The 15,852-nt window shown below is 68.4% G+C and carries 12 protein-coding genes; 9 read left to right on the forward strand and 3 right to left on the reverse strand.

Annotated elements, in window-relative coordinates; all coding sequences use genetic code 11:
• The first annotated feature begins 184 nt into the window (after positions 1-184).
• Positions 185-1,435 carry a pectate lyase gene (locus ACTWQA_RS40855; RefSeq protein ID WP_443164264.1) on the forward strand — a complete coding sequence of 417 codons (1,251 nt, stop codon included), beginning with the start codon at positions 185-187 and terminating at the stop codon, positions 1,433-1,435.
• A 75-nt stretch (positions 1,436-1,510) separates the two neighbouring features.
• Entirely contained in the window at positions 1,511-2,761 is a 1,251-nt protein-coding gene (locus ACTWQA_RS40860; protein WP_443164265.1) for a hypothetical protein, read from the forward strand.
• Positions 2,762-2,809: 48 nt separating this feature from the next.
• Here ACTWQA_RS40860 and ACTWQA_RS40865 read toward each other — a convergent pair whose 3' ends face one another.
• From ACTWQA_RS40865 to ACTWQA_RS40875, 3 genes are all read right to left on the reverse strand, one after another.
• The gene (locus ACTWQA_RS40865) at positions 2,810-4,309 is read right to left on the reverse strand and encodes an Ig domain-containing protein (RefSeq protein WP_443164266.1); all 1,500 of its coding nucleotides are present in this window, start codon (positions 4,307-4,309) and stop codon (positions 2,810-2,812) included.
• Between the two features lie 10 nt (positions 4,310-4,319).
• Positions 4,320-6,251, reverse strand: a complete 1,932-nt coding sequence (locus ACTWQA_RS40870) for an Ig domain-containing protein (RefSeq protein WP_443164267.1) — start codon at positions 6,249-6,251, stop codon at positions 4,320-4,322.
• A gap of 107 nt (positions 6,252-6,358) precedes the next feature.
• Positions 6,359-7,390, reverse strand: a complete 1,032-nt coding sequence (locus tag ACTWQA_RS40875) for a LacI family DNA-binding transcriptional regulator (RefSeq protein WP_327581319.1) — start codon at positions 7,388-7,390, stop codon at positions 6,359-6,361.
• 127 nt (positions 7,391-7,517) lie between these two features.
• Here ACTWQA_RS40875 and ACTWQA_RS40880 point away from each other — a divergent pair, with 127 nt between their 5' ends.
• The 7 genes from ACTWQA_RS40880 (at position 7,518) to ACTWQA_RS40910 (ending at position 15,843) form a co-directional block, all read left to right on the forward strand.
• Positions 7,518-9,392, forward strand: coding sequence for a glycoside hydrolase family 127 protein (locus tag ACTWQA_RS40880; protein WP_443164268.1), 1,875 nt, complete (start codon positions 7,518-7,520; stop codon positions 9,390-9,392).
• A gap of 12 nt (positions 9,393-9,404) precedes the next feature.
• On the forward strand, positions 9,405-10,772 hold the full coding sequence (locus tag ACTWQA_RS40885) for an extracellular solute-binding protein (RefSeq protein ID WP_443164269.1): 1,368 nt from the start codon (positions 9,405-9,407) through the stop codon (positions 10,770-10,772).
• Entirely contained in the window at positions 10,772-11,653 is an 882-nt protein-coding gene (locus ACTWQA_RS40890) for a carbohydrate ABC transporter permease (RefSeq protein WP_327581322.1), read from the forward strand. Before ACTWQA_RS40885 ends, ACTWQA_RS40890 begins: the two co-directional genes overlap by 1 nt.
• Complete coding sequence (locus ACTWQA_RS40895) at positions 11,650-12,552, forward strand: carbohydrate ABC transporter permease (protein ID WP_443164270.1); 903 nt, start codon at positions 11,650-11,652, stop codon at positions 12,550-12,552. Before ACTWQA_RS40890 ends, ACTWQA_RS40895 begins: the two co-directional genes overlap by 4 nt.
• Positions 12,553-12,775: 223 nt before the next feature.
• Positions 12,776-14,125, forward strand: coding sequence for an extracellular solute-binding protein (locus ACTWQA_RS40900; RefSeq protein ID WP_443164271.1), 1,350 nt, complete (start codon positions 12,776-12,778; stop codon positions 14,123-14,125).
• The gene (locus ACTWQA_RS40905; RefSeq protein ID WP_443164272.1) at positions 14,109-15,056 is read left to right on the forward strand and encodes a carbohydrate ABC transporter permease; all 948 of its coding nucleotides are present in this window, start codon (positions 14,109-14,111) and stop codon (positions 15,054-15,056) included. Before ACTWQA_RS40900 ends, ACTWQA_RS40905 begins: the two co-directional genes overlap by 17 nt.
• Positions 15,046-15,843, forward strand: a complete 798-nt coding sequence (locus ACTWQA_RS40910) for a carbohydrate ABC transporter permease (protein ID WP_443164273.1) — start codon at positions 15,046-15,048, stop codon at positions 15,841-15,843. Before ACTWQA_RS40905 ends, ACTWQA_RS40910 begins: the two co-directional genes overlap by 11 nt.
• Positions 15,844-15,852 lie beyond the last annotated feature (9 nt).

Raw genomic sequence — 15,852 nt, forward strand, 5'->3', positions numbered from 1 at the left:
GCAGGTCGAGCCCTTGAGCCGACGCGTTCCGGTTGACGGCTGTCGCTGCGCGTGCGATCAAAGCCCGAACAGGGACAGCTGTGCCCGTCATCAGGCTGTCCGCTCCACTCATTCCGGAACGGGTGCTCGTCCGATCGATGGGAAAGCGCTTGCTTCACCAAGCGCAGAAAGGCAGAGAGCGGCCTTGACAATCCAATCCCAGTCCCGGCACGGCTGGCGCCGCCTGTTCGCGACGGTGGCCGCCATGGTGATGGCCATGGCCGGCGCCGCCGCCGTGACGCCACCGGCGGCGCAGGCGGCCACCGTCGACACCAGCGCCTGGTACGTGCTGGTCAACCGGCACAGCGGCAAAGCGCTCGACGTGTACAACCTGGCCACTAGCGACGGCTCGCCGATCGTGCAGTGGCCCCGCAACGACGGCAACTGGCAGCAGTGGCAGTTCGTCAGCTCGGGGAGCGGCTACTACCGGCTGAAGTCCCGGCACAGCGGCAAGGTGCTGGACGTCTTCGAGTACTCCACGGCGGGCGGTGCCCAGGTCGTGCAGTGGGCCGACCTTAACGGCTACAACCAGCAGTTCCGGCTGGCCGACTCCGACGGCGGCCACGTACGGCTGATCAACCGCAACAGCAACAAGGCCCTGGAAGTGTGGGAGTGGTCGACCGCCGACGGCGCACGCATCTCCCAATGGGACGACCTCAACGGCGCCAACCAGCAGTGGCAGCTCGTCAAGATGGGCAGCAGCAGTGGCGGCTCCGGCGGTGACGGCAGTGGCGCCTGGCCGAGCGACACCGGCAGCGTGCATCAGACGACGACCCGCACCACCGGGTCGTTCTTCGACGGCGGCATGAAGCGCTACTACGGCATCGGCGACGGCGGTCAGAGCGAGAGCCAGGATCCGATGTTCGTGGTGCCCAACGGCGGCACGATCCAGAACGTCATCATCGACGCCCCGGCCGGCGACGGCATCCACTGCGAGGGCTCGTGCACCATCCGCAACGTTTGGTGGAACGACGTCGGCGAGGACGCGGCCACGTTCAAGTCCTCCAGCTCGTCGGCGACCTATCTGGTGGACGGGGGCGGCGCCAAGTCCGGCTCGGACAAGGTGTTCCAGCACAACGGCGCCGGCACGGTGACGATCAAGAACTTCCAGGTGCACAGCTCCGGCAAGCTGTACCGGGCCTGCGGCAACTGCTCCACGTCCTACCAGCGGCACGTGGTCATGGACGGCGTCACCGCCCGGACCACCAAGGTGCTGGCCGGGATCAACACGAACTGGGGCGACACCGCGCGCTTCAGCCGGATCACGGTGTACGGCAGCGCCGTCATCTGCGAGAAGTACCGAGGCGTGCCCAAGGGCAGCGAGCCCACCAAGATCGGTGAAGGCGCCGACGGCGTGAACTGCCTCTACTCCTCCTCCGACGTCACCTACCGCTGACACGTGCCGGGCCTCGACGGAGGCCGCCCTCCTTCGAGGCCCGCGCATGTTAGCGCTACCACCGGGAGAACTCCCATGAGACGCTTGGCAATCCTGCCCCTCCTCCTGATCATCACGTTCTTCTTCCCCGTCCAGAGCGCCCTGGCCGACACCAACGTGGCCCGGTCGGCGACGCCGTCGGCCTCGTACACCTCGCCGTGGGAGAGCATCGCGGCGATCAACGACGGCATCGACCCGCCCAGCTCGAACGACACCGTCAACCGCCGCTGGGGCACCTGGCCCAACACCGGAACCCAATGGGCCGAGCTGACCTGGAGCTCTGCCCAGACCATCAAGGGGGCCGACGTCTACTTCTTCGACGACGGCGGCGGCGTGCGCGTGCCCGCCTCCTGGAAGCTCCAGCGCTGGACCGGCAGCGCCTACGCCGACATTCCGGGCACCTACCCCGTCGCGGTCAACACCTACAACAAGGTCTCCTTCACGCAGGTCAGCACCACGCGGCTGCGTGTCGTCCTGCAGAGCGGCCAGGCGTCGGTCGGGCTGCTGGAGGTCAAGGCGTGGGCGCCCGACACGGGCGGCGGCACGACCGGCTGGAACCCGCCCGCCCACCTGGTCACTCCCCTCAACGAGGTATGGCAGCACCAGGAGAGCACGTACCCCAACCTGTACGGGTTCCGCAACTACGGCTGGGACCAGATCATGGCCAACGGCGGCTCGATCAACTACTGCGTGCGCTGGGACACCAGCGCCACGGTGACGGCCGCCCAGCGTGACCAGATCCACGCCACGCTGGCCCGCCAGTTCAAGAAGTGGATGGACGTCATGGCCGGCCACAACGGCTGGCCGTACACGAACGTGCCGGTCAAGGTGGTCGGCTGGGCCGTGCGCGACCGCGCCCAGCTGCAGTGGAGCGACACCTCCGTCGACATCTACGTCAACAACATCCGCGAGAACGCGCCGCAGTGCGCCGAGCCGTGCGGCCGCTTCTTCAACCAGAGCGGCAACTACCCCAACTGCCCGGGCGGCGCCTCGCACCACTACGACATGTCGCTCTGGCTCACCGCGGGCTTCGGCGGCGGCGCCGGTGGCGACTGGGGGCAGCGGATCGGTAGCGAGTACTACATGAGCAACCTCAACGCCGACAACATCCACATCCTGCTGCATGAGATGGGCCACACGTTCGGCCTGGACGACTTCTACGACTGGACCCCGACCGGCCAGTGCTGCTTCCTCATGAAGGCGGGCAGCGCGTCGTCGATCACGGAGTTCGACGCGTGGATGTTCCGCGACTGGTGGCGGCACCTGAAGAGCCGCTACGGCCTCTGAGCACGACGAGGGCCGGCCGCCCTGTGGGACGGCCGGCCCTCGCTCGGGTCAGCTCACCGTGAGGGTGTACTCACGGGTGAGGGGGGTGCTCAGCTTGTCGTAGTCCCGGAGCTGGACGGTGAACGTATACGAGCCGCTCGTGGCCGGGGTGCCGGTGACGGTTCCGGTGAACCGGTCGAGGCTCAGCCCCTCGGGCAGGGCGCCGCGCACGACCTGCCAGTCGTAGAACGGCACGCCGCCCTTGGCCTTCAGCCGCTGGTCGTACGCGGCCCCGGCGGTCGCCGCGGGCAACGAGGCGGTCTCGATCGAGGGCTTGAGGAACGGGGTGAGGTTCCGGTTGAGCTTCCAGCCGGCCGCCTCCGCGATCAGCAGCGTCAGCTTGGTCAGCTCCCACCGCCGGAGGGGGAAGTGGTGCCGCCAGCCGCCGTTCTGGCCGCTGAGCCGGTCCCAGTACGGCTCGTCGCCGGGCACGTGATAACTGGTGTCCAGCGGCACCGGGTAGCCCTGGTAGTCGATGACGTCCTTGTAACCGGCCCCCTTGGCGGCCACGTAGTCGGCCATGCCCTTCCAGTCGCTGTGGAAGGCGACCGCGTGGCCGTACTCGTGCATGACCAGGCCGTGCACGTCGATGTACTGGCCGAGGTCGGTCTTGTACCAGTCCTCGTCCTCCAGGGACGTGAACAGCTTCATGAGCTGCTCGTCGTACTCCAGGATCATGCTGGTCGAGCGGTGGTACGGGGTCGGCTTGTTGTTCTGGGTGTGGAACTTGCCGTTGATGGTGGGGTAGCCGGTCGAGTACGGCGTCTGGATGCCGCGGAACCACACGTACATGCCGTTGTACGGCTTGGCGTTGGTGGCCTCGACCTCGTTCTGCCAGTCGTTGCCCGGCAGCCGGTTGACCTCGTCGCCGGCCGGGACCGTGTCGAACGGCTTCAGGTCGAAGAAGGCGAACCAGTTCCTGACCGCCTTCTCGGCCGCCTTGCGCACGCCGGGGTCGGAGAAGTAGCCGGTGATCGTGTCGTAGCGGTAGTCGAAGTCGATGGGGATGGTGGGCTCGAGCGGGGTCTTCTCGTCCTGCTGCACCCTGATCGGCATGGTCTGGGTGCGTTTGGCGCCGGTCGCGTCGGTGGTCTTCATGACCCACTGGTGCAGCTCGTCGCTGCCGGCGCCCTGCTTGGAGTGGATGGCCAGCCGCACGATCTCCCGGTCGTACGGCCCGGTCAGGGTGAAGGACTTGGTCGCGCCGGTGGCGGTCAGCTCGCTCGGCAGGTTGAACATCAGCCGGGAGGTGCCCTTGGCGTGCAGGTCCACCTTGAGCGGATAGGTGATGCCGGGCACCCGGGGCGCCCGGACGGTGAGCTCGACGTACGGGTTGGCGAGGTAGCCCTGCCAGTCGACGAGCTGCACGCCGTAGTCGTTGACCTTGCGGAAGAAGATGTCGTACACCTCCAGCTGGGGCGCCTCCTTAGGGGCGGCGAGGCTGGGGGAGGGGAGGGACAGCGCGCCCGCCAGGGCGGCGAGCGCGCCGAACATCGTGACCTTCCTCATGGAAGCCTTTCTAGGAGTTGGCCTTCACTTCCAGCAGGCCGACCGAGGCCTGGCCGCTCTGTAGTGCGACCCGGAGCCTGGTCGTGGTCACGGGGGTGAACGTGACCCGGTTGTAGGCATTGAGCGCGGTGGGGTAGGTGCCGGGGATGTCGGCGTAGGCGCTGCCGGTCCAGTACTGCAGCTTCCAGGAGGCGGGCAGGCGCACGCCGCCGCCGTCGTCGAAGAAGTACACGTCGGCGGATCGGATCGTCTGGGCGGACGGCCAGGTCAGCTCGGCCCATTGGGTTCCGGTGTTGGGCCAGGTGCCCCAGCGGCGGTTGACGGTGTCGTTGGAACTCGGTGGGTCGATGCCGTCGTTGATCGCCGCGATGCTCTCCCACGGTGAGGTGTAGGAGGCCGACGGCGTGGCGGCGCGGGCGAGGTTCGTCGACCCGCCGGCTCCGGCGTTGAGGGTGAACGTCCTGGTCACTGGCGTGCTGAGCCGGTCATAGTCGCGGAGCTGGACGGTGAACGTGGACGTGCCCGCGGTGGTCGGCGTGCCGGTGATGGCGCCGGTGAAGCGGTCGAGGCTCAGCCCGGCCGGCAGCGAGCCGCTCGTGACCTGCCAGTCGTAGAACGGCACTCCGCCCTTGGCCTCCAGCGTCTGCTGGTAGGCCGTGCCGGGCGTGGCCGACGGCAGGGAGGTGGTGACGATGGACGGCGGCAGGAACGGGGTGAGATTGCGGTTGAGCTTCCAGCCGGCGTTCTCGGCCACCAGCAGGGCCAGCTTGGTCAGCATCCAGCGGCGGGTGGGGAACAGGTGGGTCCAGCCGCCGCTCTGCCCGCTGAGGCGGTCCCAATAGCGCTGCTCGCCGGGGATGTGATAGCTGCTGTCGAGCGGCACGGCGTACCCCTGGTAGGCGACCACGTCCGGGTCGTTGCCGCCCGAGGAGACGTAGGAGCGCATGCCGGCCCAGTCGCTGTGGAAGGCGACCGCGTGGCCGTACTCGTGCATGACCAGGCCGTGCACGTCGAGCACCGAGCCCTGGATCTCCGTCCGGTACCAGTCCTCGTCGGCCAGGGAGGTGAACAGCTGCTTGTTCGCCTCGTCGTACTCGAAGATCATCGCGGTGGAGCGGTGCAGCGGGCCGGGCAGCTGCTGGCCGCCCCGGGTGCTGTAGCGGCCGTTGTTGGCCGGGTAGCCGGTCGAGTACGGGGTCTGGATGCCGCGGAAGAACACGTACATGCCGTTGTAGGCGGACTGGTTGGTGACGTTGATCGTGTTCTGCCAGTCGTTGCCCGGCAGGTGGTTCGGCTCCGCCGCGGCCGCGACGGTGTCGAACGGCTGCATGTCGAAGAAGCGGAACCAGTCCTTCACCGCCTCCTCCGACGCCGTCCGGAAGGCGGCGTCGTTGAAGTAGCCGGTGATGGTGTCGTAGCGGTAGTCGAAGGCGAGCGGGAGGGTGGGCTGCAGCGCGGTCTTCTCGTCCTGCTGCACCCGGATCGGCATCGACTGCTGGTACGTCGCGCCGTCGGCGTCCCTGACGTTCAGCCGGAGCGTGTAACTTTCATCCGGTCCTGGGCCGCGCTTGGAGTGGATCGCCAGCTTGAACGTCTTCTGCTCGGCGGCGCCGGCGAAGGTCAGGGTCTTGGTCGCGCCGGTGGCGGTGAGCTGGCTGGGCAGGTCCATCATCAGCCTGGAGGTGCCCTCGGCCTTCAGGTCGACGGTGACGGGATAGCGCACGTCGGGCGGGGGTTTGACGGTCAGCTCGACGTAGGGATTGGCCAGGTAGCCCTGCCAGTCGACGAGCTTGACGCCGTAGTCGTTGACGGTCCTGCCGAACATGTCGACGACCTGGGCGGTGGGGGCGGCGGCGTGCGCGGCCTGCGGCACGCCGGTGAGTAAGGAGCTGCATAAGAGCGCCGCGACGGACAGACGCGTGCGGCGGAACCCACGGTTCATCGGGACTCCTCCACCAAAGGATTGGGAATACCTTTTCCCACGCGCACAGTAAGGTGTAACACAGCACTGGTCAATCACCAGACTTGACGATCTACAACGTAAAGGCGTCAGGACGGGGCGCGCCGCGTGGACTCCCGGAGCACCAGGCTGGCGGGGACGATCGTCACCCCGCCGCCGGACGGCCGGCCCGCGATGACCTCCAGGATGTGCCGGGCAGCCAGCAGCCCGATCTCGCCGAGGTTCATGTCCACGGTCGTCAGCGGCGGCCGGCAGCCCAGCGCCATCGGCTCCCAGTTGTCGAACCCCACCAGCGCCACGTCCTCGGGCACCCGCCGCCCCCGCTCGCGCAGCGTCTCCGCCACCCCGCGGGCGATCTGGTCGCTGCCGCAGAAGACGGCGTCCACGTCGGGTGCGGCGTGCAGGAGCACGTCGGCGCCCTGCCGCCCCCACTCCTCGCTCCACTGCCCGAACAGGATCTCCCCGGCCGGCTCGAGTCCGGCCTCGGACAGGGCGGTGGTCAGGCCGTGCGCCCGCCGGCGCGCGGCCTGGAAGCGCTGCGGCCCGGTGACGTGCCCGATGCGGGTGCGTCCCGTCGCCAGCAGGTGGCGGGCGGCCAGCGCGCCGCCGCCCTCGTCGTCCGGGATGATCGACACGTCCGACTCGTCGGTGGACTGCGTCATGGCGTACACGACGGGAACGGGCAGGTCGCGGCCGATCCCCGGGCGCGGCTCGGTGCGCCGGCCGGTGACGATGATGCCCTCCACGCGCCGGGCCAGCAGCCGCTCGACGTAGTGGCGCTCTCTGATCGGGTCGTCGCGGGTGTCGCACATGAACACCGAGATCTGCCCGGCGCCCAGCGCGTCCTCCGCGCCCAGCATCACGGGGATGCTGAAGCGCCCGAAGCTGTCGCCCGTGACCAGGCCCACCGTGTACGTGCGCCCGGCCAGCAGGCCCTGGGCGAGCGGATTGGGCCGGAAGCCCAGCCGCTCGGCCGCGGCGAGCACCCGGTCGCGGGTCTCGGCGCGCATGCGGCCGCGCCCGTTGAGTGCCTTGGACGCGGTGCCGATCGAGACGTCGGCGGCGGCCGCGACGTCCCTGATCGTGACGCTTCTCGCGATCTTTTCCGAGGGGTTGGCCAACCGACTCCCCTTTCGCGGTCACCACTGTGACCCGCACAGTCTTCCTCTTGACCAGTGATGTATCACACCTTACTCTCCGATTGAGCAAACCTATTCCCAAAGTTTTCTCACCGAGGTCAGGAGCTCAATGCAGCAGATCCCCGGTCCCGCCGTCCCTTCCAGTCGTGCCGCGTTGCGGCCGATCGGCGTCGGCGACGCCGTCATCACCGGCGGGCCGCTCGCGCGGTGGCAGGAGATCAACCACGAGGCGAGCATCCCGCTGGGCCTGGAGCAGATGGAGCGCTCGGGTGCGCTGCCGAACCTCCGGAGAGCGGCAGGGGAGGGCGAGGGTCCCTTTCAGGGATACCGGTTCCAGGATTCCGATCTTTACAAGCAACTCGAGGCCGTCTCGTGGGAGCACGTCCGCTCCCCGGAGCCCGGCTATGGCGCCTTCATCGAGCAGGCGTCGGCCGTGCTGGCCAGGGCGCAGCGGCCCGACGGCTACCTCAACTCGCACTACCAGGTGGTCAAGCCGGACAAGATCTACGCCGAGCTGGAGTACAGCCATGAGATGTACTGCGCCGGCCACCTGTTCCAGGCCGCGGTGGCGGCCGCCCGCGCGGGCGTCGGCGACAGCCTGCTGCCGATCGCGCGCCGCCTGGCCGACCACCTCGTCGAAGTGTTCCTGACCGGCGGCGACGACGGCATCGACGGCCACGCCGAGGTCGAGACCGCGCTGGTCGAGCTGCACCGGCTGACGGGCGAGCGCGCCTACCTGGACCTCGCGGCCAAGCTGATCGACAACCGCGGCAAGGGCCTCATCAAGGACAGCGGCATGGGCATGCTCTACGCCCAGGACCACCTCCCGGTACGCGAGGCGGACACCGCGGTCGGCCACGCCGTGCGCCAGCTCTACCTCGACGCCGGCGTCGTCGACGTCTACCTGGAGACCGGCGACGAGTCGCTGCTGGAGAGCTCGGTGCGCCGCTGGGAGGACATGGTCGCCACCAAGACGTACATCACCGGCGGCCACGGCTCGCGCCATGACGGCGAGGCGTTCGGCGAGCGTTACGAGCTGCCCTCCGACCGCGCCTACAGCGAGAGCTGCGCGGCGATCGCGAGCATCCACTGGAACTGGCGGCTGCTGCTGGCCACCGGCCACGGCCGATACGCCGACCTGATCGAGCGCACGCTCTGGAACGCCTTCGCCGCCTCCACCTCGGCCGGCGGCACTCGCTTCTTCTACGTCAACCCGCTGCAGCGCAGGAACGACCTCGTCGAGGACGCCTACCTCGGGCGGCGCAGGGAGTGGTTCGCCTGCGCCTGCTGCCCGCCGAACATCATGCGCCTGGTGGCCTCGCTCGGCGGCTACCTCGCCACCGAGACCGCCTCCGGCCTGCAGTTGCACCAGTACGCGGCAGGCCGGATCGAGGCGGCGGGCGCCCGGCTGCGCGTCGAGACCGACTACCCGTGGGACGGCGTCATCCGCATCACGGTGGAGGAGGCGCCGCCCGGGGACTGGGAGCTCGCCCTGCGCATCCCGTCCTGGAGTGAGTCCACGTACGTCGACGACCGTCCCGCCCGGGCCGCCGAAGACGGATATTTCCGCATCCGCCGCTCAGCCTGGCGCGCCGGCGACGCCGTCGAGCTGATGCTCGACCTGAGGCCCAGGCTCATGCGCCCCCACCACCGGATCGACGCGGTCAGGGGCAGCGCGGCGCTGCAGCGCGGCCCGCTCGTCTACTGCTTCGAGCAGGCCGACCAGCCGGAGGGTGTGGAGGTCGACGACCTCGCGATCGCCCCCGACGCCGTGCCGGGGCCCATCGATCGCGAGATCGAGGGCGTGGGCCGGACGGTGCTGCTCGAGATCGACGCCGTCGTGGTGAGTCAGCCGCGCGGCGGCCTGCCCTATGCCGGCACCCCCCTGGCGACCCGCACGAGCGTGACCGCGACGGCCATCCCCTACTTCCAGTGGGACAACCGCGACGGTGGCGCGATGCGGGTCTGGATCCCCCTCGCGTAAGGAAACACGCCGATGAAGAGACGTGATCTGTTCAAGCTCGGCGGGCTCGCCGCCCTCGGCACCGCGGCGGCGGCCTGCGGCGGTGGCGGCGGCGCCGGCTCGGCCGGGAACACGCAGCTGCAGTTCATGTTCTGGGGCTCGACGTTCGAGAAGGCGGCCGTCGAGCGCATGCTCAAGCAGTACGAGCAGAAGAACCAGGGCGTTGCCGTCAAGCCGCTGTTCACCCCCGACGAGTACGACGTGAAGCTCAACACGCTCGTCGCCAGCAACAAGCTGCCGGACGCCGGCTACGTGCCGATGTCGATGTCCTTCCGCCTCGGCGAGCAGGGCAAGCTGGTCAACCTGTTCCCGTACCTGCAGAAGTACCCGCAGCTGGCCGGCTACCTGCCGGACGCGTACCTGTGGACCGGGCAGGACAATCTGCACGCCATCGCGACCGCGAACGAGTCCATGCTGCTGTGGTTCAGCAAGTCCGCCGTCGCGGCGGCCGGGGTCACGCCCCCGGCCGAGGCCGCCTCCGCCTGGACGTGGGACCAGCTCGTGGAGAACGCCTACAAGCTCACCCTCGACCAGAACGGCAAGCGCCCGGACGAGTCCGGCTTCGACCCCAAGCAGATCAAGCAGTTCGGCGTCTCCATCAGCTTCACCTACGGCGCCGCCTGGTACGGGTTCCTGCGCAGCAACGGCGCCGACTTCGCCGACGAGACGGGTAAGAAGTGCCTGCTGGACACGCCCGAGGCGATCCAGGTGTTCCAGAACCTGCAGGACCTGGTCTACAAGCACCGGGTCGCGCCCGGCCCCGGCCAGCTCGCCGCCACCGGCGACGACGTGCCGGGCACCAACATCCTGCTCAAGACCAAGCGGGTGGCGATGGTGGTGGACGGCCACTGGAGCCTGCTCGACATGAACGAGAGCAAGGTCGACTTCGGCATGGGCGTGCTGCCCAAATACACCGAGCCGTTCACCGCCAGCCAGGTGGCCGGCGCCTCGGCGGTGTTCGCGGGGAGCAAGCACGAGCAGGAGGCCGTGGAGCTGCTCGCCTTCCACAACGACCCGGCGAACGTCGACCTGTTCGCCAAGGGCCTGTGGATGCCGCAGGAGAAGAAGTACTACGAGGACCAGGCGGCCATCGACTCCTGGACCAAGAACGCCCAGCACCCGCCGGAGTTCCGGACCGCGGTCGTCGACTACGCCCGCGACCACGGCATCCCCGACCTCCGCAACCGCGTCAAGAACATGTCCGCCATCAGCAGCGACGTGCTCACGCCTGCCCTGCAGGAGCTCGAGACCGGCAAGCGCCCGGCCGCCGAGATCATGAAGGCCACCGCACCCAAGATCACCAGCATGCTGCAGGGCTGGCACCACCGTCAGGATCTGTGATGCGCCGCTTGGAGACCCGCTGGGGCATCCTCATGGCGCTGCCCGCCATCCTCGGATTCCTGATCTTCACGATCGGCCCGATGGCGGCCTCGGCCTTCTTCAGCCTGACCGACTGGACGATCGGCGCGAGCCCGTCGTTCGTCGGGCTGGACAACTACACCGCCATGGCCCGCGACGAGCTGTTCTGGAAGTCGCTGACCACGACCACGTACTACACGCTCGGCTCGGTCCCGCTGGTGCTCATCGTCAGCTTCGCCGTGGCCATGCTGCTCAACGAGAAGGTCCGCGGCCTGGCGATCTGGCGGACGATCTTCTACCTGCCGACGCTGGTGCCGGCCATCGCCAATGTCGTGCTCTGGATCTGGATCTTCAACCCGGACTTCGGGCTGCTCAACTCGCTGCTGCGGCAGGGCGGGCTGCCCGGCTCCCAGTGGATCTACGCCGAGTCCACCGCCGTTCCGTCGCTGATCATCATGAGCACGTGGGGCTTCGGCAACACCATGGTGATCTTCCTGGCCGGGCTGCAGGGCGTGCCGCGGCACCTGTACGAGGCGGTGTCCATCGACGGCGGCGGCCCCTGGCGGCGCTTCTGGCACGTGACGCTGCCGATGATGACGCCGACCATCTTCTACAACCTGGTGGTCGGCGTGGTCGGCACCTTCCAGGTGTTCAACCAGGCGTACGTGATGACGGAGGGCGGCCCCAACCACGCCACCCTCTTCTACGTCTACTACCTGTTCCGCAAGGCGTTCACCGAGAGCGAGATGGGCTACGCCAGCGCCCTCGCCTGGACCCTCTTCATGATCATCATGGTGGTGACGTTCCTGATGTTCAGAAACGCCCGCCGCTGGGTCTACTACGAGATGGCAGGTGCCCGATGACCGCCGTGGCGGCCCCGGACCGGCCCCGCGCCAAGGGCGTGGCCCCCACGCAAGGGTTGCGCAAACCCCGCAGGTACGGCCGGATCCTGCTGTACGCGGCGCTGCTGGTGGGGTCGATCCCGACCCTGCTGCCGTTCGTGTGGCTGGTGCGCAGCGCGCTCATGCAGGACGCGCAGATGTTCGTCTCGCCGCCGGAGTGGATCCCCGCGCCGTTCCAGTGGTCGAACTTCAGCGAGGCGCTGACCACGCAGCCCTTCGGCCGCTACTTCGTCAACACGCTCGTCATCGCCGTCATCAGCGTCCTGGGCACGGTGGTGACCTGCGCGGTGGCCGCCTTCAGCTTCTCCCGGCTGCGCTGGCGCGGCCGTGACGTGGTGTTCGCACTGCTGCTCAGCGGCGTCATGCTGCCGTACGCCGTCACGCTCATCCCGACGTTCGTGATGTGGCAGGAGCTGGGCGCGCTGGACACGATCGCGCCGCTCACCGTGCCGAGCTGGTTCGCCGGGGCGGGCGGGGGAGTGTTCAACATCTTCCTGCTGCGGCAGTTCTTCCTGACGATCCCCTTCGAACTGGACGAGGCCGCCTACATCGACGGTGCCTCGCCGTGGCGGGTGTTCTGGACGATCGTCATGCCGCTGTCCAAGCCCGCGATCATCGTGGTCACCATCTTCACCTTCATCGGCACCTGGAACGACTTCCTCGGCCCGCTGCTCTACCTGCAGAGCGAGGAGAACTACACGCTGTCGCTGGGGCTGGCGTCGTTCCAGAGCATGTACCTGACGCAGTGGGGCTATCTCATGGCGGCCTCCGCGGCCGTGATCGCGCCCATCATCGCGCTCTTCTTCTTCCTGCAGCGCTACTTCATCGAGGGAGTCACGCTGACGGGGATCAAGAACTGATCTTCGCCTTTTGTCGTGCTTGTGGGGCATCCGCCGAGGAGCGGGTGCCCCACTGCTTTTCCGGCTTGCCTGGCGCACCGCCCTCGCCAAGGTCTCGTGAAGATATCGATTCCTCCGATTGGCAAGCCGACCACGGGGAGTTCTTGACGGTCGGCATGTCGGCTCCTACATTGCTCAGAAATCGATTGCTCGCCCCTGAGCTCTCAACATCAGGAGGATGGTTATGTCGGCCTTCGAGAGGGTGACCCGCCGATCGCTGCTGCGTGGCGGAGCCGTCGTGTTGGGTTCGGCCATGGCGGCGCCGTTGCTGTCAGCGTGTGGGGGCGGGGGCAACGGCGGCGGCTCCAAGGAGCTGACGTTCTGGAACTTCTACGGTCCCAATCCGCAGGCGGACGCACAGAGCAAGTGGTTCACCGACCTCGTGGCGGCGTGGAACGCCAACAACGAGGTCAAGGTCAAGCTCCACTACCTGCCGGTGTCCGAATACCTCGCCGGCACCGCGCTGCAGACGGCGTTCTCCGCCGGCCAGGGGCCGGACATCTTCCTGCTCAGCCCCGGCGACTTCCTCCGCTACTACAACGGCGGGGTGCTGACCGACCTCACGCCGCACCTCAAGCCCGACCAGCTCGCCGACTTCGACGGCGACGTGCTCGGCACGCGCAAGGTGGACGGCAAGGTCTACGGCCTGCCGATGGAGCAGGAGCCGCTGGCCATGTACTACAGCGTCGACGCCTTCGAGCAGGCCAAGCTCTCGGAGGGCGACCTCCCCAAGACGTGGGACCAGTTGCTCGACGTCGCCGCCAAGCTGACCACCAAGGACCGCTTCGGGCTGCTGTTCGAGACCATCCCGGGCTACTACCAGAACTTCACCTGGTACCCGTTCATGTGGATGGCCGGTGGCTCGGCCGTGCCCGAGAACGGCGCGCCCGGCTTCAACGCGCCCGCGATCCACAACGCGCTCGAGCTCTGGCAGGACGCGATCACCACCAAGGTCGCGCCCCGCAAGCCGCAGGGCGACGGCGCCGGCAACGCGCCCGCCAACCTGGGCAGCGGCTTCGCCGCCATGCAGCAGAGCGGCATCTGGTCGGTGTCGCAGATGGAACAGGACAAGAAGGACTTCCCGTACGGCGTCTTCCCGCTGCCCGTGCCCGACGGCGGCACGTACACGACCGACATCGGCGGATGGGCCTTCGTGGCCAACGCCAAGGGCGCCAACCCGGAGGCGGCGGCCACGTTCATCGCCTGGGCCCTGGCGGCGACCGATAAGGACGGGGTGGAGCGGGGACGGCAGTGGAACACGGTCGTCAAGACGAACCTGCCCGCCCGCAAGTCCGTGCAGGAGGCGGCCAAGGCGGCCGGAGCGTTCGACAAGCCGGCGCTGAAGGTCTTCCTGGACCAGGTCGTCCCCGGTGGCCGCGGCGAGCCCCGCTACACGCCCGAGGTGTACAAGGCGGTTTCCGACGCGATCCAGGCCGCCCAGCTGGGCGGCATCGCCCCGGCCCAGGCAGCCGCGGACGCCGCGGCGAAGATCGACACCTTCCTGAAGGGGTACAAGGGTGCCGCGATGCTCTGACCCCCTGCCCGCCTGCGGCGCCCGTTCGGCGGCACCGCCGGTGTGGACCCGCCGCAGGCTGGAGGCCCTCGCCGGGTACGCCTTCGTGGCGCCCGACCTCATCGGCCTGCTGATCTTCGTCGGGCTGCCCATGGTGCTGGCCCTCGGGGTCTCGCTGTTCAGCGTGGACGGGTTCGGCGGCTACACCTTCGTCGGGCTGGACAACTTCCGGCAGATGGCCGGGGACGCCCAGCTCTGGCAGAGCGTCAAGGTCACGCTCACGTACGTGGTGACGTTCGTGCCGATCGGCTTCGTCGTCAGCCTCGGGCTCGCCCTGCTGGTCCGCGACCACTTCCCCGGCGTCGGCCTGGTGCGGACCATGTTCTTCCTGCCGCACGTCATCAGCCTCGTCGTGGTCGGCGTCGTGTGGCAGTTCCTGCTGGTCGACAAGCAGGGCGCGGTGCCGGCCCTGCTGCGGCCGGTCGGGCTGGGCGAGGTGTCCTTCCTGGGCAACCCGGCCCTGGCGCTCGGGTCGCTGGTGGTGATCAGCATCTGGTTCCTCATGGGCTACCAGATGCTGATCCTGCTGGGCGGGCTGAAGGACATCCCCAAGGAGTATGAGGAGGCGGCGCGGGTCGACGGGGCCACCGCCTGGCAGCGCTTCCGCCACGTCATCTGGCCGCTGCTCCGCCCGACCAGCTTTTTCGTGCTCGTCAACTCCACCGTCGGCGCGGTGACCGGGCTGCAGGCCTTCGACCTGGTCTATGTGCTGACCAAGGGCGGCCCGGCAGGCAGCACCTCGACCGTGGTCTTCTACATCTACCAACAGGCCTTCACCTTCAACAACTACGGTTACGCGGCCGCGCTGACCACCGCTGTGGTCGCCTTCCTGGTCGTGGCCACGGGGCTGATGTTCGGCGCGACCAAGGGAGGCAGGTTCGATGTCGGTTAGGCTGCGCGCGCTGGCCGGCTACGTGCTGGCGGCCATCACCGTGGCGCCCCTGGTCTGGCTGCTGGTGTCGGTGCTCAAGCCCGCGGACGAGCTGTTCCAGGTGGCGGTGCCCAGCAGGCTCACCCTGGACAACCTGCTCTACGTGCTGACCGAGGTGCCCATCGGCCGCTACATGCTCAACAGCGCCGTCGTGTCCGTGGCGGTCACGGTGGTCGCGCTGGTGCTGCACTCGATGGCCGCGTACGCGCTGGCCCGGCTGCGGTTCCCGGGCCGGCAGGTCATCTTCTCGTTGATCGTCTCCACGCTGCTGGTGTCGCTGCCGGTCATCCTGGTGCCCCTCTTCCTGGTCGCCCGGCAGCTCGGGCTGCTCGACACGTACGCGGGACTGATCCTGCCGGCGATCTTCCACGCGTTCGGGATCTTCCTGCTCCGGCAGTACTACCTGACCATCCCGCGCGAGCTGGAAGAGGCCGCCGACCTTGACGGATGCGGATATTTCCGGCGCTGGTGGCAGGTGGTCGTGCCGCTCAGCCGGCCCATTCTCGCCTCCCTGGCGGTGCTGTTCTTCCTGGCCAACTGGAACGCCTTCCTCTGGCCGCTGACCGCCACCCGCGAGCCGGACCTGCGCATGGTGCAGGTCGGGATCGCCACCCTCCAAGGCCAGTACGGCTCGGCCTGGAACTACGTCCTGGCCGCGACGGTGGTCGCGGCCGTGCCCACCCTGATCGCGTTCGTGCTCGGCCAGCGCCGCCTGGTCGAGGCGATCAAGACCTCGGGATTGAAGTAAGGATCGAAT

This window comes from Nonomuraea sp. 10N515B, assembly GCF_052245915.1.
In the GTDB taxonomy this organism is placed as follows: Bacteria; Actinomycetota; Actinomycetes; order Streptosporangiales; family Streptosporangiaceae; genus Nonomuraea.